Consider the following 21,366-nt stretch of genomic DNA (forward strand, 5'->3'; position numbering starts at 1 on the left):
CGCGCGTCACTTCGGCGGGTCGCTCCGCGAGAACAACGCCCGGAGGTTCGACGGCGAGAAGAACGAGGACGGCTCGTCCATGTGGACCCCGATCTCGCCCGACAGCGCCCGTAGTCCGACGCGCTGGACCGGCTCCGGGAGCGAGTAACACCGCCGGATCGCCTTTCCGAGCCGAATCTCTGTCGCCAGTTCGTCGCGCCAGCCGGACTCGTAGTCGGCGAGCGTCCCCGGGTCGCGGGGGTCGATCACCGACGCCGCCACGTCGGCCGCGCGCATCCCGTAGAGGATGCCGCCGCCGGTGAACGGCTTCGTCTGCGCCGCGGCGTCGCCGATCAAAAAGCCCCGGTCGCTCGTCGTCTCCGCCGGCGGCCCCACGGGGATCGCTCCCGAACAGCGGCGGTCCGTCGTCGCGCCGTACGCGTCGGTGAGGTTGTCGAAACGCGTCGATACGTCTTCGCTCGGCGGCGCCGCCAGCCCGTACTCGACGCCCGCGTCGCCGCGGGGGATCCGCCACGCGAAGAAGGTCGGCGCGGTGAGGTGAACGTCGACGAGGTCGCCGTCGTCGGGCGTCTCGTCGAACCCGAGGACGCCGTGGAGCAGTTCGCCCGGCTCCGGTAGGTCGAGCGCCCGCCGGACGCGCGACGTGGGACCGTCGCAGCCGGCGACCATCCGGGCTTCGACCCGTTCCACGTCGCCCGCGGGCGTCCGGACCTCGACGACGACCCGGTCGGAGCGCTCCTCGACGCCGACGACCGCGTGGTTCTCCCGGAGGTCGGCGCCGGCCTCCCGAGCGCAGTCCGCGAGGGTGCGGTCGAGTCCGACGCGGTCGATCACGTTCGAGACGGGGTCGTGCTTGTAGAAGGGGTACGACCGCGAGCCGGGACCGCCGACGTGGAAGCGCGCTCCGTACACCCGGTTCTGGTGGAGTTCGTCGCGGGCGCCGTCCGGGACGTACTCCCACACGTCGTCGGAGACGTGTCCGGAGCAGGCGAGCGGCTCGCCGACCGATCCCTTCTCGAAGGCGATCACGTCGTGGCCGCTCTCGGCCGCGCGCCGAGCGAACCGGGAGCCAGGCGGTCCGGCGCCGACGACGACGAAATCGTACATGGAGTGAGCGTGGTGACGGGGATATTTAATTACGACGTGACTTATCGACTCGATCCGGCGGGTTGCGGACGGGTGCGGTCCGGAACGTCGTCGCTACTCCGACCGGTCACGCGTCCCCAACCACTCCAGCGCCGAGTCGAGGTCCGTCCGGGGCGGCGAACAGGTGAAGTCCTGACAGACGTACGCCGTCGGCTCGCCGTCGGTCGCCTCGCGGCCCGCCCAGATCGGCGGCGCCTCCGCCATCCCGAGCCGGTCGAGCCACTCGTCGAGTCCGGCCTCGGTGGCGGGCCGCGGCGCGATCACGGCCCCCGGGAGGTAGCGTTCGCCGAGGGTCTCGCGCCACGCGGTCGGCACCTCGTCGGCGGCGATCGTCACCTCGATCCCGCCCGTCTCGACCAGATCGGCCGCCCGCACGAGGGAGGCGTGTTCGAGCGGGCTCCCGCGGACCCGGTCCGCGTGGGTCGTCACGACGCGCTCCGCGATCTCGCGGAACTCCCCGTCGGTCCGGAACCCGTCGAGGGCCGCGAGCGTCTCGGCCGCGACGCCGAGGCTCGACGGCGTCGAGCGGTCGGTGAACTCCTGCGGCCGCGCGATGAGCGGGCCGGAATCGCCGGTTTCCGCGTTCTCCCCGTCCGGGTCCCGGGTGAAGTATATCGTCCCGTCGTCGTCGTAGAACTCCTCGACGAGCGCCTCGGCCAGTTCGAGCGCGAACCCGAGCGGTTCCGGGTCGCCGGTGGCGGCGTAGGTGTCGAGCGCGCCCCGCGCGAGGAACGCGTAGTCGTCGAGGTACCCCGGTCCCCGCACGTCGTCGTCGAGCCAGCGCCGGGCGAGCGCGCCGGTCTCCGCGTCGGCGTCGTACAGTCGGTCGCGGCAGAAGTCGAGCGCCTCCCGGGCGATGTCCGCGTGGGGTTCGTCGAGGGCCCCGCCGGCGCTCGCGAACGCGGAGATCGCCCGCCCGTTCCACGAGGCCAACACCTTCTCGTCGCGGGCGGGTCGCGGGCGCGACTCCCGGGCGTCGAACAGCGCGGTGCGCGCCTCGGTCAGCGCCTCTCGGACTTCCTCGGGCGAGAGATCGCGGTCGGCGGCGAGCTCCGCAACCGACGCGGCGACCGTCGGGACCGTCGTGCCCCGCTCGAAGTTGCCGCCCGACCGGATCCCGTAGCGTTCCTTCGCGAGCGACGCCGCGGGCTCGTCGAGGACCGCGTCGACCTCGTCGGGAGTCCAGACGTAGAACGCGCCCTCGACGGCTTCCGGCTCGTCGCCCTCGTCCGAACCGCCTCCGCTCCGGCCCGCCGGCGGTCGGCTGCGCGCGTCGAGCGTGCTGAAGAACCCGCCGTCGTCGTGGCGGAGCTCGCGGTCGAGGAACGCCAGCGACTCGCCCGCGACGCGGGCGTACGAGGGGTCGCCGGTGAGCCGGTAGCCGTCGAGGTAGGCCATCGGGAGTTCGGCGTTGTCGTACAGCATCTTCTCGAAGTGCGGGACGGTCCACTGCCGGTCGACCGCGTAGCGGTGGAATCCGCCGCCGATCTGGTCGTACATCCCGCCGCGGGCCATCCCGTCGAGGGTGCCCGTCGCGGCCGACAGGACGGCGTCGCGGCCGCTCCGCGCGTACGCTCGCATCAGCAGGTCGAGCCGCCCCGGCATCGGGAACTTCGCGCCGCCGCTCCCGAAGCCGCCGTACTCCTCGTCGTAGCCTCGCAACGCGCTCGCGGCGGCCGATTCGAGTAGGTCCGAACCGGGCGGATCAGCGTCGCCGTCGACGTCGGGCGCCGGGACGGACTCCAACTCGTCGCGCGCGCTCTCGGCCCACTGATCGGCGCGTCGCCTCATCTCCTCGCGCTGCTCGGGGTCGCTCCAGGAGTCGGCGATCCGCTCACAGAGGTCGGTGAATCCGGGCTGGTTCCGGCGCGCGTCGGGCGGGAAGTAGGTCCCGACGTAGAACGGCTTGCCCTCGGGCGTACACCACGCCGAGAGCGGCCACCCGCCGCCGCCGGTGACGAGCTGGCAGACCGTCATGAACGTGCTGTCGACGTCGGGTCGCTCCTCGCGGTCCACCTTTATCGAGACGAACTCCTCGTTGAGCAGCGCGGCGACCGACTCGTCCTCGAAGCTCTCCTCGGCCATGACGTGACACCAGTGACACGAGGAGTACCCGATGGAGACGAACACCGGCACGTCGTGCTCGCGGGCGCGCTCGAACGCCTCGTCGCCCCACGGCTGCCAGTTCACGGGGTTGTCCGCGTGCTGTCGGAGGTAGGGACTCGCCTCCCCGTCGAGGCGGTTCCGCTCGGTCGGCTGTGACATACGCCCGATTCGGCCCGGCGGGGCAAAAGCCGACCGCACCGCGCCGAGGAGCGGTGTCGCGGCCGCTTCTGTCCACGGACGTGTACATCTCGCGGCGAATAGAGAGTAACACTTACACTACCGTGCGGACACCCGTCGGGCATGACGGAGACCGTTCTCTTGGTGGGGGGTGGCGGCCGCGAACACGCGATCGCCCGCGCGGTGGCCGACGACTGCGCGCTGTACGCCTGTGCGAGCGTCCGCAACCCGGGGATCCGCCGGCTCGCGGACGGGTTCGAGACGATAGACGAGACCGACGCCGCGGCGGTCGCCGAGTACGCGACCGCGGTCGACGCCGACGTCGCGGTCATCGGCCCGGAGTCGGCGCTGGAGTCGGGCGTCGCGGACGCGCTCGACGACGCCGGCGTCTACGCGTTCGGTCCGCGGGCCGAGGAGGCCCGACTGGAGACCGACAAGGCGTACCAGCGCCGGTTCATGGAGGAGGCGTCGATCCCCGGCTGCCCGGACTTCGAGGTGTTCGAGGACACCGAGGCGGCCTGCGAGTACATCGACGCGTACGACGGCGACCTCGCGGTCAAGCCCGCCGGACTCACCGGCGGCAAGGGCGTGAAGGTGATCGGCGACCAGGTGACGAGCGAGGAGGCCAAGGCGTACCTGCGCGACTCCGACTACGACCGGGTCGTCTTGGAGGAGCGTCTCGTCGGCGAGGAGTTCACGATCCAGGCGTTCGTCGCGAACGGCGACCTCCGCACGACGCCCGCGGTCCAAGACCACAAGCGCGCCTACGAGGGCGACGAGGGGCCCAACACCGGCGGGATGGGCTCGTACTCCGACACCGGGCTCTCGCTGCCGTTCATGGGCGAGGGCGACTACGACGCCGCCGTCGACGTGCTGGAGGCCGTCGTCGACGCGCTCCCCGACTACAAGGGCGTCCTCTACGGCCAGTTCATGCTCACCGAGACCGGCCCGCGAGTGGTCGAGTTCAACGCCCGCTTCGGCGACCCCGAGGCGATGAACACGCTGCCCGTCCTCGACACGCCGTTCGTCGACGTGCTGGCCGCCGCGCGCGACGGCGACCCTCTGCCCGAACTGACGTTCTCGGGCGAGGCGACCGTCTGTAAGTACGCGGTGCCGGACGGCTACCCGACCGACCCCGACGCGGGCGCCGAGATCGCCGTCGACGAGGAGAGCGCGGGCGACGCGCTCCTCTACTACGCGAGCGTCGACGAGCGCGACGGCCGGCTCTACACCACCACGTCGCGGGCGTTCGCGGTCGTCGGGCGCGGCGGTTCCATCGCGGCCGCCGAGGCGCAGGCCGAGGACGCGCTGGCGGCGGCCGGGGACCGGGTCCGAATCCGCCACGACATCGGGACCGCCGACCTCGTTCAGCGCCGGATCGACCACATGGACGAACTCCGCGACTGAGGGCCCGTCCGACGCCCGACCACCAGCGACCCTTTTATCCCCGCCGTCCGAACGGGGCGACGTGACAACCGACGACGCGGACGCGACGCGCGACGACGCGGACCCGCCTCGCAGCGACGAACTCGACCGGGTCCCGACGCCGGGACCCCGCAACTCCCTCTGGTCGTGGCCGGACGCGAAGTCGCCGCTCGCGGTCGTCCGCAACTACGTCGTCATCGTCCTCGCGCGGATCTGTCCGAGCCTCCGGCTGAAGAACTGGCTCCTGCGCCGGATCGGCGTCACGGTCGGGACGGGCGTCGCGTGGGGGTTAGAGTCGACGCCGGACGTGTTCTGGCCCGAACGGATCACCGTGGCCGACGACGCGATCATCGGCTACGACGCCACGCTGTTGTGCCACGAGTTCCTCACCGAGGAGTACCGGCTCGGCGACGTGGTCGTCGAGGAGGACGCGATGATCGGCGCGGGGGCGGTCGTGCTCCCCGGCGTTACTATCGGCGAGGGCGCGCGCGTCGCCGCGAACTCCCTCGTCGCGGACGACGTGCCGGCGGAGGCGACCGTCGCGGGCGTCCCCGCCGAAGTGGTGTCGCGGGCGGACGCGGACGGCGACGCGAGCGACGAGTAAGCGCCGACGCCTCCGGACTCGAACCCTACGCGCCGTCGGCGACTGAGTCGGCGTCGTCGCCGTCCGCCGCCGTCTCCTCCGCGTCCGTGATGTGCGCCTCGGTGCTCACGCGGTCGAGGTCGACCCCGACCTCCTCCGCGACGGCGTCGAGGACGGCCCGCTGTTCGGCCATCTCGTTTTCGAGCGTCTTGACGCGCTCGGAGGTGTCTATCACCGTCTCCTGCGTCTCGTCGACCTCGTCGCGGAGCTCGCTGATCTTCTTGTACGTCCGCTCGGCGCGGTCGGCGAGCGTCTGGATCTTCTTTGCGGTGTCCCCGAATCCCATATCGGGCGGTCGGCCCGGCGGTACGTGTGCTTTTCCGTTCGGTACGCGATTGCCCACCGCGTCGGCCCCGTCACGCGTCCGTGGCAGTCACGCGTCGGCCCCGTCGCGCGCCGCCGACGGTGGACTTTTGCCCGAACCGCCCGTGACAATGGTATGAGCGTCGACCGGATCCTGTTGACCAACGACGACGGCATCGACGCCGCCGGGCTTCGCGCCCTCTACGACGCCCTCTCTGGCGAGTACGACGTGACCGTCGTCGCGCCGGCCGACGACCAGTCGTCCGTCGGTCGGCTCCTCTCCGCCGACGTCGCCGTCGACGACCACGAGCTTGGCTACGTGGTCGACGGCACGCCCGTCGACTGCGTCGTCGCCGGACTCGACGAGCTCGTCCCCGACGCCGACTACGTGGTCGCCGGCTGTAACGAGGGAGCCAACCTCGGCGCCTACACGCTCGGCCGGTCGGGGACCGTCTCGGCCGCCGTCGAGGCGTCGTTCTTCGACGTGCCCGCGGTCGCGACCTCGATGTACGTCCCCGGCGGCGACGACTGGTGGAAACGCTCGTTCGAGGGCCCCGACTTCGCCCACGCGGCCCGCGCGACTCGCTTCCTCCTCGACGAGGCGGCCGACGCCGGCGTGTTCGACCGCGCGGACTACCTCAACATCAACGCGCCCATCGCGGACGACGACCGCGCGCCGCTCCGCGTCACGACCCCCTCGACGTGGTACGGGATGCGCGCGGAACGGAACGGCGACGGTCGCGTCGGGTTCAGCGACCCGATCTGGGGCCGCATGAACGAGGGCGACGTACCCGACCCCGTGGGGACCGACCGCCGGGCCGTCGTCGACGGCGAGGTGTCGGTCTCGCCGCTGTCAGTGCCGCACACGGCCGAGCCGGACGCGGGGCTCGACGAACTGGCGGAAGCCTACGAGGCGACGGTTCGGTCGTGAAACGCGGTCCGCGGTACCCGTCGCGCCTTACGCCTCGTCGCCGGTGCTCACGGTCACCTTCGCCTCGCTGAGCACGCGGTCGCCCATCTCGTAGCCGGGCTCGTACACCTCGTGGATCGAACCCTCAGGACGGTCGCTGTCGACGCGGAGCATCACCTGATGCCTGGCGGGGTCGACCGACTCGCCGGGCTCGGGTTCGATCGCTTCGACGCCCTCCTCGGCGAGCACCTCGTCGAACTTCTCCAGCGTCGACTCGACGCCCGGCCGGAGGTCGCTCCCCTCGTCTTGGTCGAGCGCGCGGAGGAGGTCGTTGCGTACCGGGGTGAGCCGCTCGACGAGCCCCTCCGAGGCGCGCTCGCGGATGTCCTCCTGTTTCCGTTTCGCGCGCTCCTTGTAGTTGCTGAAGTCGGCGCGGACCCGGGCGAGCTTGCTCGTTAGCTCTTCGACCTCCTCGTCGCGCTCGCGGAGCTCCTCGCGGGCCTCGGCCAGGTCGGCCTCCAGCGCCGCGACCTCGCGAGCCAGCGCCTCGTCGTGTTCGGCGACAGCCGCGGCCAATGCGGGCGACTCGTCGCCCTCGGCGGTCGCCTCCGCCGTGCCGTTCGCCTTCGCCGCGTCGGCGTCGTCGGGGGACTCGACATCGACGGCGTCGTCGTCGCTCATACCCGAAGGAAGTGGGTCGGCCGGCATAAGCGTTCAGAAGCGCGACGCTGAGCGCCCCGCGATGGTCTCGTGGCGGTTCACCTCGGACCGAGACGAAGCCGGCGACCCGACCGGTCGAGCGCGGCGACGCCCGGATTTATGATCGCGGCGACCGACAGTACGTTCGCATGAGTCCGCGTCCCTCGACCTTCTCGATCGCCGCCCGCGACCCGGAGACGGGCGCGGTCGGCGTCGCCGTCCAGTCGAAGTTCGTCAGCGTCGGCGCCGTCGTGCCCTTCGTGAGCGCCGACGCCGGCGCGGTCGCCACGCAGAGCTTCGCGAACGTCGCCTACGGTCCCGACGGCCTCGACCTGCTCAGGGAGGGCCACGACCCGGCCGAAGCGATAGACCGACTCACGGCCGACGACGACGAGTCCCCCTCGCGACAGGTCGGGATCGTCGGCGTCGACCCGGACGACGACCCGGCGGCGTTCACGGGCGAGGAGTGCCACGACCACGCCGGCGACCGGCAGGGCGACCACTACGCCGTTCAGGGGAACATCCTGGAGAACGCCGAGACGCTCGACGCGATGGCCGCGGCGTTCGAGGAGACCGACGCCGGCCTGCCGGAGCGGCTGATCGCCGCGCTCCACGCGGGCAACGAGGCCGGCGGCGACAAGCGGGGCGAGCAGTCCGCGGCGCTGTACGTCGCCAAGCCCGAGGGCGGCTACGACGGGAGAAACGACCGCTGGGTCGACGTGCGCGTCGACGACCACGAGCGCCCCATCGACGAGTTGGAGCGAGTCTTCAAAATATACGACGTGACGCTGCTCGAACGCGAGGCGCCGGAGAACACCCGAGAGTTGACCGGCGAGACGGCCGTCGCGGTCCAGTCGGCGCTCGCCGACCTCGGCTTCTACGACGGTGAGGCGACCGCGGAGTTCGGGGGCGACGCCCGCGACGCGCTGGAGTCGTTCCGCGGGATGAACAACTTCGAGAACCACTCGCTCGCGGCGTTGGAGGACGCCGTCGCGCGCGGGTGGAACGCCGCCGAGTCGGAGGGCGATCCCGAGTCCCGGCTCGTCGACGCGATCTGGCGCGGGCTCTCGCGGCTCGACCGCGTCTGAGGGCCGGGCGGGGCCCGGCTCGGAGGCCCGGGTCAGCGTCGCCGCACTCGCAACGCCTAAGCGTCGGCTGGCGGCTATGAATCGCATGGGGCGATTCCGGAACACGGGACAGCCGGACTGGGACTGGTGGGGCCGCGTGTGGCCGACGCCGGGCGAGACGCTTCGCGAACTCGGCATCGAGTCCGGGGACACCGTCGCCGAGATCGGCAGCGGGAACGGATACTTCGCGCTCCCCGCCGCGCGCGTCGCCGACCCCGGGACCGTCTACGCCGTCGACGTCGACGCGGCTCTTTTGACCGAACTCGAACGCCTCGCGGACGCACAGGGGATCGCAAACGTCGCGGCCGTCGAGGGCGACGCGCGCGACCTCGCCGCCCTCCTCCCGGAGCCGGTCGACGTCGGCCTCCTGTTGAACGCCTTTCACGGGATTCCGGACCCGGAGTCGTTCGTATCCGGTATCTGTGAGGCGCTCGCTTCCGGCGGTCGCTTCGTCGTCGTCAACTGGCGCGACGGACCGCGCGCGGAAACGCGGATCACGGGGGAACCGCGCGGGCCGCCCACCGACCTCCGGCTGTCGCCCGCGGCGACCCGCGAGGCCGTCGAGGGCACGCCCGGCGACCTGACGCTCGTTCGCGAGGTCGACCTCCCGCCGTTCCACTACGGGCTCGTCTTCGAACGGTAGTCGGGCTCGACGCGGTCCTCGGAGGGTCTCTCCCGCGTGCGAAGCGTCGCGGCGGGCCGGTCGACTTTTGCCCGTCCGCGACCGAGCGGGGGCATGTCAATCGAACCCGACGAGGTCGCGGACCTCATCGAGGCGAACGTCGCGGACGCCGTCGCCCGCGTGACCGCGCCCCGGATCCACAACGACGAGGACGAGGACGCACACTTCGCGGCCGTCGTCGTTTCCCCCGTCTTCGAGGGCGACTCGCTCGTCGACCAACACCAGCGCGTCTACGACGCGGTCGGCGACCACATGACCCAGTCCGTCCACGCCCTCGAGATCAAGACCTACACGCCAGCAGCCTACGCGGAACACGGCGACGGGAGCCTCGACGAGGCCCTCCGCGACGCCGGGCTGCTCCCGGTCGACGAGGCCTGAATCCGGATCCGTCTCCGTCGAATTTCACGGCCTCAGACGCTCTCTACCGACTCGGTTCTTCCTGATTCGACAGCGATCCGCTCGTCAGTCGGTCAGGAGTCGTTTCCGGCCTCCGTCGCGGCCGCTCCGTTACTGTCGTCGCCGGCACCGCTGCCGTCGGTGTCCCCGGTCTCCTCGTCGCCGGCGACCCGGTCGGCGACCGCCTCGGCCAGCGGGTCGACCGTGACCGTCAGGCGGGCGACGAGGAACACGACGGGGACGAGCGCGACGAACAGGAAGGCGGCGTCGTAGGCCCACGCGGCGTCGTTCAAGAGGGGAACGACGGCGCCCGAGAGCCCCCGGTACGCGACGAGGACGGCGCCGAAGACGACGAGCCAGTAGGCCATCCCGCCGGCGTTCTCGGCGATCCGGTCCGGCGGGGCGTCGCCGTCCGCGACTCGGCCGCCCAGCGCCGCCCGCGTCAGCAGCGCGAACTTGGGCGCGGCGTACAGGAGGATACCCGCCACGGCGACCGCGACGATACCCGTCGCGACCGCGGCGAACGTCACGGGCGCGAACGGGACGAGTCGGTCGACGCCCGGGAGGAGCGTGACGACCGCGAGCGCGCCGACGATCGCCAGCGCGCCGATCAGGAGTCTACTCGCCGACTCGACCGTGTCTCGGTCGAACGCCTCGCGGACCGACGACCCGTCCGCCGAGTCGCCGGCCGCCGTGTCGTTCGGACTCATGTGCGCGAGGGGCGAGGGGACGCCGAGGGTTATACCTCCGAGACGGATGCGCCGATTTTCGTCGAATTTGCTCGGTTTGAACCCGCGAGCCCCGTCTCGCCGGTTGCTTGGTCGAGCTCCGAAACCGACCGCGACGCGCCGCATTCAATACCTTTTACACGCGCTCCGCGGTACCTCCGCGCATGAGTGACGACTACCGCACGGAGGAGGACAGCCTCGGCGAGATGCAGGTGCCGGCCGACGCCTACTGGGGGGCACAGACCCAGCGCGCCGTCGAGAACTTCCCCGTCTCGGGGATCCCGATGAGCCGGCGGTTCATCCGCGCGCTCGGGGTCGTGAAGAAGGGCGCCGCGCAGGCGAACCGCGACCTCGGTCTGCTCGACGAGGACACCGCGGAGGCGATCGTCGCGGCCGCGGACGAGGTCATCGCCGGCGAACACGACGACCAGTTCCCGGTCGACGTGTTCCAGACCGGCTCGGGCACCTCCTCGAACATGAACGCCAACGAGGTGATCGCCAACCGCGCCGCCGAGATCGCCGGCGCCGAGATCGGCGACCGCGTCGTCCACCCGAACGACCACGTCAACTACGGCCAGTCGAGCAACGACGTGATCCCCACCGCGATGCACGTCGCCTCGCTCGAAGCCGTCGAGAAGGACCTCGTCCCCGCCCTCGAAACGCTCCACGCGGAGCTGGAGGCCAAGGAGGCAGAGTTCGACGGCGTCGTCAAGACAGGTCGGACGCACCTCCAGGACGCGACGCCCGTCCGTCTCGGACAGGAGTTCGGCGGCTACCGGACGCAGGTCGCGAAGGGGATCGAACGCGCCGAGCGCGTCCAGTCGAACCTGCGCGAGCTCGCCTTGGGCGGCACCGCCGTCGGGACCGGCCTCAACACGCACCCCGACTTCCCGGCGCTGGCCGCGGAGTACATCTCCGACGAGACCGGGACGGAGTTCCGCGAGGCCGAGAACCACTTCGAGGCGCAGGCGGCCCACGACGCGATGGCCGAGGGGCACGGCGCGCTCCGAACCGTCGCCGGCAGCCTCAACAAGATGGCGAACGACCTCCGGCTGCTCGCCTCCGGCCCGCGGAACGGGCTCGGCGAGATCGAACAGCCGGAGAACCAGCCCGGCTCCTCGATCATGCCCGGCAAGATCAACCCGGTCGTCGCCGAGTCGGTCAATCAGGTCCACAAGCAGGTCGTGGGCAACGACGCCGCGGTCTCGGCGGGCGCGGCGCGCGGCGAGATCGACTTGAACCTCTACAAGCCGGTCATCGCGCACAACTTCCTCGAGTCCGCCGAGTTGCTCTCGAACGTCGCGGCGACGTTCGGCGAGCGCTTCGTCGCCAAGCTGGAGGCCAACGAGGAGCACTGCGAGACGCGCGTCGAGCAGTCGATGGCGCTCGCGACCGCGTTGAACCCCGCGATCGGCTACGACAAGGCGAGCAAGGTGGCGAAGAAGGCGCTGGCCGAGGACAAGTCCGTCAAGGCGGTCGCCGTGAGTGAGGGGTACCTCACCGAGGAGGAGGCCGACGAGGTGCTCGACCCCGAGGCGATGACGCACCGCGTCATCCTCGGCGACGAGGACTGAGACCGCGGACCGGTCACCGAGTGGACGCGGCGAGGCCGCCGTCCCTGCGGGGACCGCCTGCCACGCCCGGACCCCCGGTACACTGATTGTCACGGGGCGGATCGGTCGGTAGTATGAGACCCACGGCCACCGGGCCCGCGAATTCGAGCGGTCGACGGGCCGGCAGATGAGCCGCCGGAACGCCGCGCGAGAGCGACCGATCACGCACGTCTACGACGCGGCGTACGCGGGCGTCCCCAACTGGGACATCGGTCGGCCGCAGCGCGCCTTCGTGGAGCTTCTCGACGCCGGACTCGTCGAGAGCCCGGTCCTCGACGTCGGCTGCGGAACGGGCGAGCTGTCGCTGTTTCTCGCCCGACACGGGTGCGACGTCCTCGGCGTCGACCTCTCGCCGCTGGCGATACGACAGGCCGACGAGAAGGCGCGCTGGCGGCGTATCGCCGCGCAGTTCCTCGTCTGGGACGCGCTGGACATCTCTCGGCTCCGGGCGGCCGACCTCTCGTTCCGAACCGTCGTCGACTCCGCGATGTTCCACATCCTCGGCGACCGCGAGCGCGACCGGTTCATCGACGGCCTCGCCGACGTGGTCCGCCCCGGCGGACTCTACTGCGTCCTCGGCGACGCGCGGCGGAGCAACGGCGAAATTTACGGCCTTACCCCGGACGAAATACGGACTCGATTCGGGAACGCCGGCGGGTGGGAGGTCGCGTTCGCGTTCCGGACCACCTTCGAGCGGCGCTGGAGCAGTAACCCCGCCTACTTCGTGGGCGTCCGACGGCGCTGAGTCGTCGCTGCCGGGGGAACCGCGACGGCGGGCCGCTGCCGGGTCAGTTGAGAAGCGAGTTGTCGATCGGCTCGAACCGGTGGCCACAGGACGGGCACTCGACCGACCGGCGGCCGTCCTCGCCGCCGACGACCGCGAAGCGGCGGCTCCAGCCCCTGGTACCGCACTCCGGACATCGACGAACGATTGGTGGCATCATACCGGAATCGAACTCCTGAGTACACTACCCGCCCGAGCGGCAAATGGGTGCCGGGGGAAGCGGCGTAGTTCGGCCCGACCCGGTCGGAGCGTAGTTCCGACGGCGCGGACCGCCCGGAGCGTTGTCCCGGAGGCGCGGACAGCCGCGCTCAGTCGCTGACCGCACAGCCCAGCGCTTCCAGTCGCCGAACGGCGGCCGGGAGGTCTCCCTCCTTGACGAACACGTGGTCGGTCGCGTACGAGGAGACGACGAACACCGAGACCTCCGCCTCGGCGAGCGCCGTCGCGACCGCCGCGAGGAACCCGACGAGTTCGAAGGGGAGGTCCATCTCGAAGGTCAGGCGCTTCCAGTCGCGCTCCGCGTCGCCGGCCTCGACCGCGTCGAGGTCGTCCTGCTCGACGACGACCGTCGTCTCGTCCGCCTCCCGGACCGTCGCGAACGCGGCGGGGTGGTCTCGGTCGGTCCGGCAGACCGCGTACGTCTCTGCCGACACGCTCACCGCTCCCCCGTCGAGGAACTCGGCTGGGTCCATACGGACCGCAACCGTTCGGAGTACAAAAAGGGGTATCGCCCCCGTCGCTCGCGCCGGATCGGCACCATTTAAGCCGCAGTCGCTACCGATCCAACACGGATGAAACTACACGAACATCAAGCGAAGACTATCTTCGCCGACGCCGGGATCCCCGTCCCCGAGTCCCGGCTGGCGACGACCGTCGACGAGGCGCTCGACGCCGTCGACGAGATCGGCTACCCGGCCGCGATCAAGGCGCAGGTCCACGTGGGGGGCCGCGGCAAGGCCGGCGGGATCAAGATCGCGACCGACCGCGAGGAGGCCGAGCAGTACGCCGAGGAGATCCTCGGGATGGACCTGAAGGGGTACACGGTCGACTCGGTGCTCGTCGAGGCCGGCGTCGACTTCGTCGACGAGCTGTACGTCGGCGTCACGATGGACCGCGGCGAGGGGAAGCCCGTCCTGATGGTCTCGACCGAGGGCGGCGTGAACATCGAGGAGGTCGCCGAGGAGAACCCGGACGCCATCGCGCGCGAGCACGTCGACCCCGCCTTCGGGCTCCACCCGTATCAGGCCCGGAAGGTCGTCTACGAGGCCGGCGTCGACGGCGACGTGGCCCTCGACGTGGCGTCGATCCTCTCGACGCTGTACGACCTCTACGAGTCGAAAGACGCCTCGGAGATCGAGGTCAACCCCGTGATGATCACCGGCGACCGCGACGTGGTGGCCGCGGACGCCGTGATGAACATCGACGAGGACGCGCTGTTCCGCCAGCCCGAACTGGCCGAGATGGCCGAGGCGTCCTACGAGGACGACCTCGAACGCAAGGCCGGCGAGTACGGCTTCGACTACGTTCGCCTGTCGGGTAACGTCGGTATCATCGGCAACGGCGCCGGACTCGTGATGACGACGCTCGATCTGGTCGACTACTACGGCGGCAAACCCGCCAACTTCCTCGACATCGGCGGCGGCGCGAAGGCCGAGCGCGTCACGCAGGCGCTCGACATGGTGTTCTCCGACGAGAACGTCGACGCCGTCGTGTTCAACATCTTCGGCGGGATCACCCGGGGCGACGAGGTCGCCAAGGGGATCAATACGGCCTTAGAGCAGTTCGACGAGATACCCAAGAAGGTCGTCGTCCGGCTCGCCGGCACGAACGCCGAGGAGGGAATGGAGATCCTGAACACGGACCTCGTGGAAGTCGAGAAGACGCTGGAGGACGCGGTCCAGCGTGCGGTGAAGAACGCGGAGGAGGTGACCCAATGAGCATTTTCGTCGACGACGACACCAGAGTAGTGGTTCAGGGGATCACCGGCGGGGAAGGCAAGTTCCACGCCGGCCAGATGATCGAGTACGGCACCAACGTCGTCGCCGGCGCGGTGCCCGGCAAGGGCGGGCAGGAGGTCGACGGCGTTCCGGTGTACGACACCGTCGACGAGGCCGTCGAGGCCGAGGACGCGGACGCCTCCGTCATCTTCGTGCCGCCGGCGTTCGCCGGCGACGCGGTCTTCGAGGCGCTCGACACGGACCTCGACCTCGCGGTGGCGATCACCGAGGGGATCCCGACCCAGGACATGGCGAAGGTGAACAAGCGCCTGAGCGAGACGGACACGCGCCTGCTCGGCCCCAACTGTCCGGGCATCATCACGCCCGGCGAGGCGAAACTCGGCATCCTCCCCGGCAACATCTTCTCCGAGGGGAACGTCGGGCTGGTCTCGCGGTCGGGCACGCTCACCTACCAGGTCGTCGACAACCTCACCGAGCGCGGGCTCGGCCAGTCGACCGCCATCGGCATCGGCGGCGACCCGATCATCGGCACCTCGTTCATCGACGCGCTGGAGGCGTTCGAGGCCGACACCGACACCGACGCGGTCGTGATGTGCGGCGAGATCGGCGGCGAGGACGAAGAGCAGGCCGCGCGGTTCATCGGCGAGAACATGGACACGCCGGTCGCCGGCTTCATCGCCGGCCGCACGGCGCCGCCGGGCAAGCGGATGGGCCACGCGGGCGCCATCGTCTCCGGCTCCGGCACGGGCACCGCCCAGTCGAAGATCGACGCGCTCAACGACGCGGGCGTCCCCGTCGGCGACACCCCCGAGGAGGTCGCCGACCACGTCGAGGACTTCCTGTAGGCGTTCGCCGGTCGACCGGCGTTATTCCCCGCGCGCCGATTTCCCGTTTTCAGTTTCGGTAGCCGGAGCGAAAGGTAAAATTACCAGTGGCCAGTCTATCGGCCACATGAACACCGGTTCCGGTCACCCGCCGACGGACGTCGACTCGGCCGCGTCGGGCGGATCGGGAGGGAGCGGCGACGGACCGGGCCGGGTGCTGTTCGTCGACGACGAACCGGGCGCGGCGGACCTCGCCGCGACCCACGTCGAACGACTCGTGGACGGCATCGAGACGGTCACGCGGGTGTCCCCGGACGAGGCGCTCGACGTGGTCCGGAGCGAGCGCGTCGACTGCGTCGTCAGCGACTTCGACATGCCGGGCTCGAACGGGCTGGAGTTCCTCGACGCGGCCCGCGAGGTCGACCCCGGACTCCCGTTCGTGCTGTTCACCGGGAAGGGGAGCGAGGAGATCGCGAGCGAGGCGATCACCGCCGGCGTCACCGACTACCTCCAGAAGGGGGCGGGTCGAGACCGCTACGAGATGCTCGCGAACAGCGTCGCGAACGCGCTCGGCCGGCGTCGGGCGGAGCGTGACCTCCGGGAGGTGAACGCGAAGGTCACGGCCATCCACGAGTTCGCGACGGAGCTGGCGTCGGTCACCGACGTGGCGACCGTGTTCGATCGCACCGTCGACGCGGCCGAGGAAATCCTCGCGTTCGACCGCTGTGTCGTCGCCCGCCGCCGCGGCGATCGAGTCGTTCCGGTGGCGCTCTCCGAGAGCGTCACCGAGGCCGAGGTCCGGTCGTTCGACGTCGGCAAGGGCGTCGTGGGGACCACGATCGCCGAGGAACGCACGATGGTGGTCGACAACGTCTCCGCCGACCCCGCCGACCCCGACGACATGGAGGACCCGACGAACGCGAACCGGCCGTCCGTTCGGGGAGACAGGCGGGACGGGGCCGAGGTGGCCGATCCGGTGGCCGACGACGTGCGGTCCGCGATCAGCGTCCCGATCGGGCCTCACGGCGTCTTACAGGCCGTCTCGGACGGTTACGCCGCGTTCGACGCGCGAGACGTCGAGTTCGCGGAACTGCTGGCCACCCACGCGGCCGACGCCGTCGAGCAGATCGAGGCGAAGGACGCCCTCATGCGGGAGCGCGACCGCCTCGCCGCGCTGTTCGACAACCTCCCGCTCCCGATGGCGCGGACCGCCGTCGCCGAGGACGGTGACCGAACGCTCGTCGAGACGAACGACGCGTTCGTCGAGACGTTCGGACACGACGCCGACGAGTCGAGCTACGAGACGACGGTCGACGCGGTCGTCCCGCCCGACGCGGCGGGGTTCGACCACGAACGACTGATCGCCGAGGACGAACCCGCGAGACTGGAGGTCGAGCGGCGGACGACCGAGGGGCTCCGGAACTTCATCCTCCACGCCATCCCCGTGGTTCAGCCGGAGGAGTCGGTCGTCTACTCCGTCTACGCCGACATCGACGAGCAGAAGCGGGTCGAACGGACGCTCCGGAAGCTCCACGCGACGACCCGCGAGATGTTCGGCGGCGAGAGCCGCGAGGAGATCGCCGCGCTGGCCGCCCGCGCCGCCATCGACATCCTCGAGTTCCCGAACAGCGGCGTCAGACTGTACGACCCCGAGGCGAACCTCCTCCGTCCGACCGCCATAAGTGACGAGGCGACCGCCGCCTTCGGCGACAGGCCCGCGTTCGGCGACACCGACGGTCGCGTCTGGGAGGCGTTCGAGTCCGGCGAGCCGATCGTCGTCGACGACCTCGACGCGGTCGACACCGCGGTCGGGTACGGCGACCTCCGGGGTCTCCTGGTCGTGCCGCTCGGCGACCACGGCGTGATGCCCCTCGGTTCGCGAGAGCCGGGCTTCTTCGACGACACCGACCTCCAACTGGCCCGCGTGCTCGCCGCGAACGTGACGGTCGCGCTCGACCACGCCGAACGGACCGAACAGCTCCGCGACCGCGACGCCGCCCTCCAGCGGGAGATCGACCGGCTGGAGAAGTTCGCCGGACTCGTCTCACACGACCTCCGGAACCCGATCAACGTCGCCACCGGCCGGACCGACCTCGCCCGGTCGCTGACCGACGACCCGGCCGTCCTCGACGAACTGGACCGGGTCGAAGACGCCCACGACCGGATGACGCAACTGATCGACGACCTTCTCGCGCTGGCGCGACAGGGGCGGACGGTCGACGAGATCGAGTCGGTCTCGCTCGACGCGGCCGCCGAGAACGCGTGGCGCACCGTCGACACCGGGGACGCGACGCTCGACCTCTCGGCGGCGACGTCCGCGGTCGACGCCGACCCGGAGCGACTCCGGACCCTCTTGGAGAACCTGTTCACGAATAGCGTGGAACACGGTTCCACTGAACGTCGGGCTCCGCCCGACGACGGCGTCGAGCACGGCTCCGCCGGTAGCCGAGACGAGCCGGGCGCGACGGCGGATCTCACGGTCTCCGTGGGGTCGCTTCCGAACGGGTTCTACGTCGCGGACGACGGGACCGGCTTCGACATCGATCCGGACGAGGCGACGACGTACGGCCGTTCGGGCTCTCCCGACGGAACCGGCTTCGGGCTCGCCATCGTGCGCGAGATCGCGGCCGCACACGGGTGGTCGATGTCGATCGACGCCGGCGGACCCGCAGACGACTCGGACGGCGACCCCGACACCGGCGCTCGGTTCGAGTTCCGCACCGGAAACTGATATATAAAAACCCGGTTGCCGTGCGCGGACGCCGCACAGGCGGGCCACGGTTATGCGCGATTCTCTCCTGTAGATAACGTATGGACGAAGGCACCCGCGAACTGCTGGAACCGCTCCCGCCGAGCGCCAAGTTGGTCTACTACGTGCTCGACGCGGAGGGTCGGTTCGACCAGACCGGTCTCGCGGAGGAGACTCGGCTCTCCACCCGCACCGTCCGGTTCGCGGTCGAGAAGCTCACCGACGTCGGCCTCGTCGAGGAGGGGCTGTGTCCGCGCGACGCCCGCCGCTCAGTCTATCAGGCCGTCCCGCCCGCGGACCGCGACGCCGTCGAAGAGCCGGAAGCTCCCGCCGAGTCGGCGTCGGCGCCGGAGACGGACTCGACCGCCGCGGCCGTCGCCGAAGACTGAACGCCCGTCGTCCGCACCGACGACCGCTGTCACTCACGTTTTCTCCTTCAGCGTCCCCCCGTCAGTCTCCGGTCTGCCGTCCCGGCCGTGGGCCTCCGTTGTGACTCGGGGACGCGCCGATCCGTCGCGTTTTTGCCCTCGGAACCGGTACTAAACGCACTCCGATGGCGACGTACCACATCGAAACGTACGGCTGTAGCTCGAACCGGGGAGAGAGCCGGGAGATCGAGCGCGCCCTCCGCGACGGGGGTCACCGCCCGGCCGACGGCCCCGAAGACGCGGACGTCGCCATCCTCAACACCTGTACCGTCGTCGAGAAAACGGAACGGAACATGCTCCGCCGCGCCGAGGAGCTGTCGGAGACGACCGCCGAACTCGTCGTCACCGGCTGTATGGCGCTCGCGCAGGGAGACATGTTCGCCGAGGCCGACGTCGACGCCGAGATCCTCCACTGGGACGAGGTGCCGACCTACGTGCTCAACGGCGAGTGTCCCACTGTCACGCCCGACGCCGAGCCGGTCTTAGACGGCGTCGTCGGCATCCTCCCCATCGCGCGCGGCTGTATGAGCAACTGCTCGTACTGTATCACCAAGTTCGCCACCGGGCGGGTCGACTCTCCCTCGGTCGAGGAGAACGTCGAGAAGGCGCGGGCCTTGGTCCACGCCGGCGCCAAGGAGATCCGCGTCACCGGGCAGGACACCGGCGTGTACGGCTGGGACGACGGGGACCGGAAGCTCCCCGAACTGCTCGACCGGATCTGCGACATCGACGGCGAGTTCCGCGTCCGGCTCGGGATGGCGAACCCCGGCGGGATCCACGGCATCCACGAGGAGCTGGCAGACGTGTTCGCCGCAAACGAGGAGCTGTACGACTTCATCCACGCCCCCGTTCAGTCCGGCTCCGACGACGTGCTCGCCGACATGCGCCGCCAGCACCGCGTCGAGAAGTTCCGCGAGGTCGTCGCGACGTTCGACGACCGGCTCGACCACTGGACGCTCTCGACCGACTTCATCGTCGGCTTCCCCACCGAGGACGACGCCGACCACGAGCTGTCGATGGACCTCCTCGCCGAGGTCCGCCCGGAGAAGATCAACGTCACCCGCTTCTCGAAGCGGCCCGGCACCGACGCCGCCGACATGAAGGGGCTCGGCGGGACCGTGAAGAAGGAGCGCTCGAAGGCGATGTCCGAGCTGAAGATGGAGGTCGTCGGCGAGGCGTACGAGTCGATGGTCGGCGAGACCTACGACGTGCTCGTCGTCGAGGAGGGAACCGGCGACTCGGTGAAGTGTCGCGACGGCGCGTACCGTCAGATCATCGTCCAGGGCGCGAGCGATCGCGGGATCGAGGTCGGCGACTTCCTCCGCGTCGAAGTGACCGGCCACAACACGGTGTACGCGTTCGGTGAGCCGGTGACGGCGGACGCGACCGCCGACCCCGACGCGGTCGACGACGACTCCGCCGAGCGCGACGAGCGCCCGGAGTCGACCGTCTCCTCCGCGTAGCGACTACCGTAGCCGTTCCCCCCGTTCCGGGTTCACCGGTCGTCGGTCTCGCTCGGGCTCCACGTCTCGGTTTCGCCGTCGCTCGGTCCGTTCGAACCGCTCTGACCCGGGAGCCGAATCCGAACGACTGTTCCCTGCGGGTCGTTGTCCTCGAACTCGACCGTGCCGCCGGACCGGGTCACGGTCCAGTAGATCATCCAGAGGCCGAGTCCCTCGGTGTGTTCGAGCGGGGTCTCCTCGGCGTTCCGGAGCGTCCGGCGTTCGTTCTCGGGAATGCCCCGTCCGGTGTCCGCGATGTCGACGCGAACGTCGCCGTCTTCGTCCCGCCACAGGCGGACCGTGATCGCGACGCCGTCCGGGTTGTGCTCGACGGCGTTGCGGAGTGCCTCCTCGATCGCGAGCGAGAGCGCCGGGTGTGCCCGAACGACGCAGTCGTCCGGAAGCTCGGTCCGGATCGTCGCCTCGTCGTCTTCCGCCGTCAACTGAGACGCGCGCTCTTCCACGACCGCGACGAGGTCGATCGAGTGGAGCGTGTCGGTCCGCCAGATCGACGCGATGCGTCGCGTTCGTTCGCTCGTCTCCACGAGGTCCTCCAGGTGGTTCCGAACGATCCCCACCCGTTCTGCGATCTCCGCCCTGTCTTCCGTCTCCTCGATCCCGTCGAGATAGCCGAGCCCGACCGAGAGCTCGTTCCGGATATTGTGTCGCAACACGCGGTCGTTGATCGAGAGGAGCGTCGCCAGCTCCTGTGCCTCGGTGAGCTTCTCCTCGGATTTCACCGCGTAGAGGCTCGCCCGCGATCCGACCGCGGCGCCGAGGCTCGCGGCGAACGACAGCAGGAAGGACAGCTTGAACGCGTGGTGGTCGATCAGCCAGATGATCCACACGATCCCGGCGAGCGCGGCGAACGAGAGGGCGGCCAGCGCGCTGATCCGCACCGCGCGCCACCGACCCGACTCGGAGAGGTCCCAGCGCGGGAGGTCGTAAGCGGTGTAGAACGCGGCTCCCGACAGCGAGAGGATCAGCGCGGACTCGAGGAGCCGTCCCACGCCACCGCCGCCGAACGCGAGGTGTCTGACCCCCAGGCCGGTACAGAGTCCGCCGAGAACGGCGAAGCCGTATTGAGGGGGTATCGGTGACACCGTTCGAGTATGTACCGAATCACGCCGTATAGCCGTTGTCAGTTCCGTCGACCGCGAGAGGCG

The 21,366-nt window shown here is 70.3% G+C and carries 21 protein-coding genes; 13 read left to right on the forward strand and 8 right to left on the reverse strand.

Translation table 11 applies throughout. From position 1 onward, the window contains the following. Positions 1-6: 6 nt before the first annotated feature. Both ABDZ89_RS02950 and ABDZ89_RS02955 read right to left on the reverse strand, forming a co-directional pair. On the reverse strand, positions 7-1,107 hold the full coding sequence (locus ABDZ89_RS02950; protein WP_343776472.1) for a geranylgeranyl reductase family protein: 1,101 nt from the start codon (positions 1,105-1,107) through the stop codon (positions 7-9). 93 nt (positions 1,108-1,200) lie between these two features. After that, a complete protein-coding gene (locus ABDZ89_RS02955) occupies positions 1,201-3,411 on the reverse strand; it encodes a thioredoxin domain-containing protein (protein ID WP_343776474.1) in 2,211 nt (736 codons plus the stop codon). Positions 3,412-3,552: 141 nt separating this feature from the next. Between ABDZ89_RS02955 and purD the strand changes: the two genes are divergently transcribed. Next, complete coding sequence (gene purD / locus ABDZ89_RS02960; protein WP_343776476.1) at positions 3,553-4,836, forward strand: phosphoribosylamine--glycine ligase; 1,284 nt, start codon at positions 3,553-3,555, stop codon at positions 4,834-4,836. Positions 4,837-4,897: 61 nt separating this feature from the next. Beyond that, positions 4,898-5,458, forward strand: coding sequence for an acyltransferase (locus tag ABDZ89_RS02965; RefSeq protein WP_343776478.1), 561 nt, complete (start codon positions 4,898-4,900; stop codon positions 5,456-5,458). A 25-nt stretch (positions 5,459-5,483) separates the two neighbouring features. Here the strand turns inward: ABDZ89_RS02965 and ABDZ89_RS02970 are convergent, their stop codons facing one another. Continuing rightward, positions 5,484-5,783, reverse strand: a complete 300-nt coding sequence (locus ABDZ89_RS02970) for a DUF5798 family protein (RefSeq protein WP_343776480.1) — start codon at positions 5,781-5,783, stop codon at positions 5,484-5,486. 153 nt (positions 5,784-5,936) lie between these two features. On the opposite strand from ABDZ89_RS02970, the gene surE reads away from it, so the two are divergent. After that, positions 5,937-6,731 (forward strand): 5'/3'-nucleotidase SurE, encoded by a 795-nt coding sequence (gene surE / locus ABDZ89_RS02975; RefSeq protein WP_343776482.1) that lies wholly within the window; start codon positions 5,937-5,939, stop codon positions 6,729-6,731. Positions 6,732-6,758: 27 nt separating this feature from the next. On the opposite strand, the gene ABDZ89_RS02980 is transcribed toward surE, so the two are convergent. Beyond that, positions 6,759-7,391 (reverse strand): nucleotide exchange factor GrpE, encoded by a 633-nt coding sequence (locus ABDZ89_RS02980; RefSeq protein ID WP_343776484.1) that lies wholly within the window; start codon positions 7,389-7,391, stop codon positions 6,759-6,761. A gap of 167 nt (positions 7,392-7,558) precedes the next feature. On the opposite strand from ABDZ89_RS02980, the gene ABDZ89_RS02985 reads away from it, so the two are divergent. The 3 genes from ABDZ89_RS02985 to ABDZ89_RS02995 all read left to right on the forward strand — a co-directional run bounded on the left by ABDZ89_RS02985 (position 7,559) and on the right by ABDZ89_RS02995 (position 9,596). After that, positions 7,559-8,497, forward strand: coding sequence for a DUF1028 domain-containing protein (locus ABDZ89_RS02985; RefSeq protein ID WP_343776486.1), 939 nt, complete (start codon positions 7,559-7,561; stop codon positions 8,495-8,497). An 85-nt stretch (positions 8,498-8,582) separates the two neighbouring features. Next, entirely contained in the window at positions 8,583-9,179 is a 597-nt protein-coding gene (locus ABDZ89_RS02990; RefSeq protein ID WP_343776488.1) for a class I SAM-dependent methyltransferase, read from the forward strand. 93 nt (positions 9,180-9,272) lie between these two features. After that, positions 9,273-9,596: a BolA family protein gene (locus ABDZ89_RS02995; protein WP_343776490.1), complete on the forward strand. Its 324-nt coding sequence runs from the start codon at positions 9,273-9,275 to the stop codon at positions 9,594-9,596. A 92-nt stretch (positions 9,597-9,688) separates the two neighbouring features. On the opposite strand, the gene ABDZ89_RS03000 is transcribed toward ABDZ89_RS02995, so the two are convergent. Next, positions 9,689-10,324 (reverse strand): hypothetical protein, encoded by a 636-nt coding sequence (locus tag ABDZ89_RS03000; protein ID WP_343776492.1) that lies wholly within the window; start codon positions 10,322-10,324, stop codon positions 9,689-9,691. A 182-nt stretch (positions 10,325-10,506) separates the two neighbouring features. Here ABDZ89_RS03000 and ABDZ89_RS03005 point away from each other — a divergent pair, with 182 nt between their 5' ends. Further along, positions 10,507-11,916, forward strand: a complete 1,410-nt coding sequence (locus tag ABDZ89_RS03005; RefSeq protein ID WP_343776494.1) for a class II fumarate hydratase — start codon at positions 10,507-10,509, stop codon at positions 11,914-11,916. Between the two features lie 166 nt (positions 11,917-12,082). Then, positions 12,083-12,700 carry a class I SAM-dependent methyltransferase gene (locus tag ABDZ89_RS03010; protein WP_343776496.1) on the forward strand — a complete coding sequence of 206 codons (618 nt, stop codon included), beginning with the start codon at positions 12,083-12,085 and terminating at the stop codon, positions 12,698-12,700. A 43-nt stretch (positions 12,701-12,743) separates the two neighbouring features. Here the strand turns inward: ABDZ89_RS03010 and ABDZ89_RS03015 are convergent, their stop codons facing one another. Next, a complete protein-coding gene (locus ABDZ89_RS03015) occupies positions 12,744-12,899 on the reverse strand; it encodes a hypothetical protein (RefSeq protein ID WP_343776498.1) in 156 nt (51 codons plus the stop codon). Between the two features lie 148 nt (positions 12,900-13,047). Next, entirely contained in the window at positions 13,048-13,431 is a 384-nt protein-coding gene (locus tag ABDZ89_RS03020; protein WP_343776500.1) for an ACT domain-containing protein, read from the reverse strand. A gap of 99 nt (positions 13,432-13,530) precedes the next feature. Between ABDZ89_RS03020 and sucC the strand changes: the two genes are divergently transcribed. From sucC to ABDZ89_RS03045, 5 genes are all read left to right on the forward strand, one after another. Next, complete coding sequence (gene sucC, locus ABDZ89_RS03025) at positions 13,531-14,676, forward strand: ADP-forming succinate--CoA ligase subunit beta (protein ID WP_343776502.1); 1,146 nt, start codon at positions 13,531-13,533, stop codon at positions 14,674-14,676. After that, a complete protein-coding gene (gene sucD, locus ABDZ89_RS03030; RefSeq protein ID WP_343776504.1) occupies positions 14,673-15,542 on the forward strand; it encodes a succinate--CoA ligase subunit alpha in 870 nt (289 codons plus the stop codon). The genes sucC and sucD overlap by 4 nt, the downstream gene beginning before the upstream one ends. Positions 15,543-15,648: 106 nt before the next feature. Then, on the forward strand, positions 15,649-18,252 hold the full coding sequence (locus ABDZ89_RS03035; protein WP_343776505.1) for a hybrid sensor histidine kinase/response regulator: 2,604 nt from the start codon (positions 15,649-15,651) through the stop codon (positions 18,250-18,252). An 80-nt stretch (positions 18,253-18,332) separates the two neighbouring features. After that, positions 18,333-18,659 carry an ArsR family transcriptional regulator gene (locus tag ABDZ89_RS03040; RefSeq protein ID WP_343776507.1) on the forward strand — a complete coding sequence of 109 codons (327 nt, stop codon included), beginning with the start codon at positions 18,333-18,335 and terminating at the stop codon, positions 18,657-18,659. Positions 18,660-18,823: 164 nt separating this feature from the next. Then, positions 18,824-20,161 (forward strand): tRNA (N(6)-L-threonylcarbamoyladenosine(37)-C(2))-methylthiotransferase, encoded by a 1,338-nt coding sequence (locus ABDZ89_RS03045; RefSeq protein ID WP_343776509.1) that lies wholly within the window; start codon positions 18,824-18,826, stop codon positions 20,159-20,161. Positions 20,162-20,193: 32 nt separating this feature from the next. On the opposite strand, the gene ABDZ89_RS03050 is transcribed toward ABDZ89_RS03045, so the two are convergent. After that, positions 20,194-21,303, reverse strand: a complete 1,110-nt coding sequence (locus ABDZ89_RS03050) for a sensor histidine kinase (protein ID WP_343776510.1) — start codon at positions 21,301-21,303, stop codon at positions 20,194-20,196. Between the last annotated feature and the right edge of the window lie 63 nt (positions 21,304-21,366).

The sequence above is a fragment of the Halorubrum ejinorense genome (genome assembly GCF_039522565.1).
Lineage (GTDB): Archaea > Halobacteriota > Halobacteria > Halobacteriales > Haloferacaceae > Halorubrum > Halorubrum ejinorense.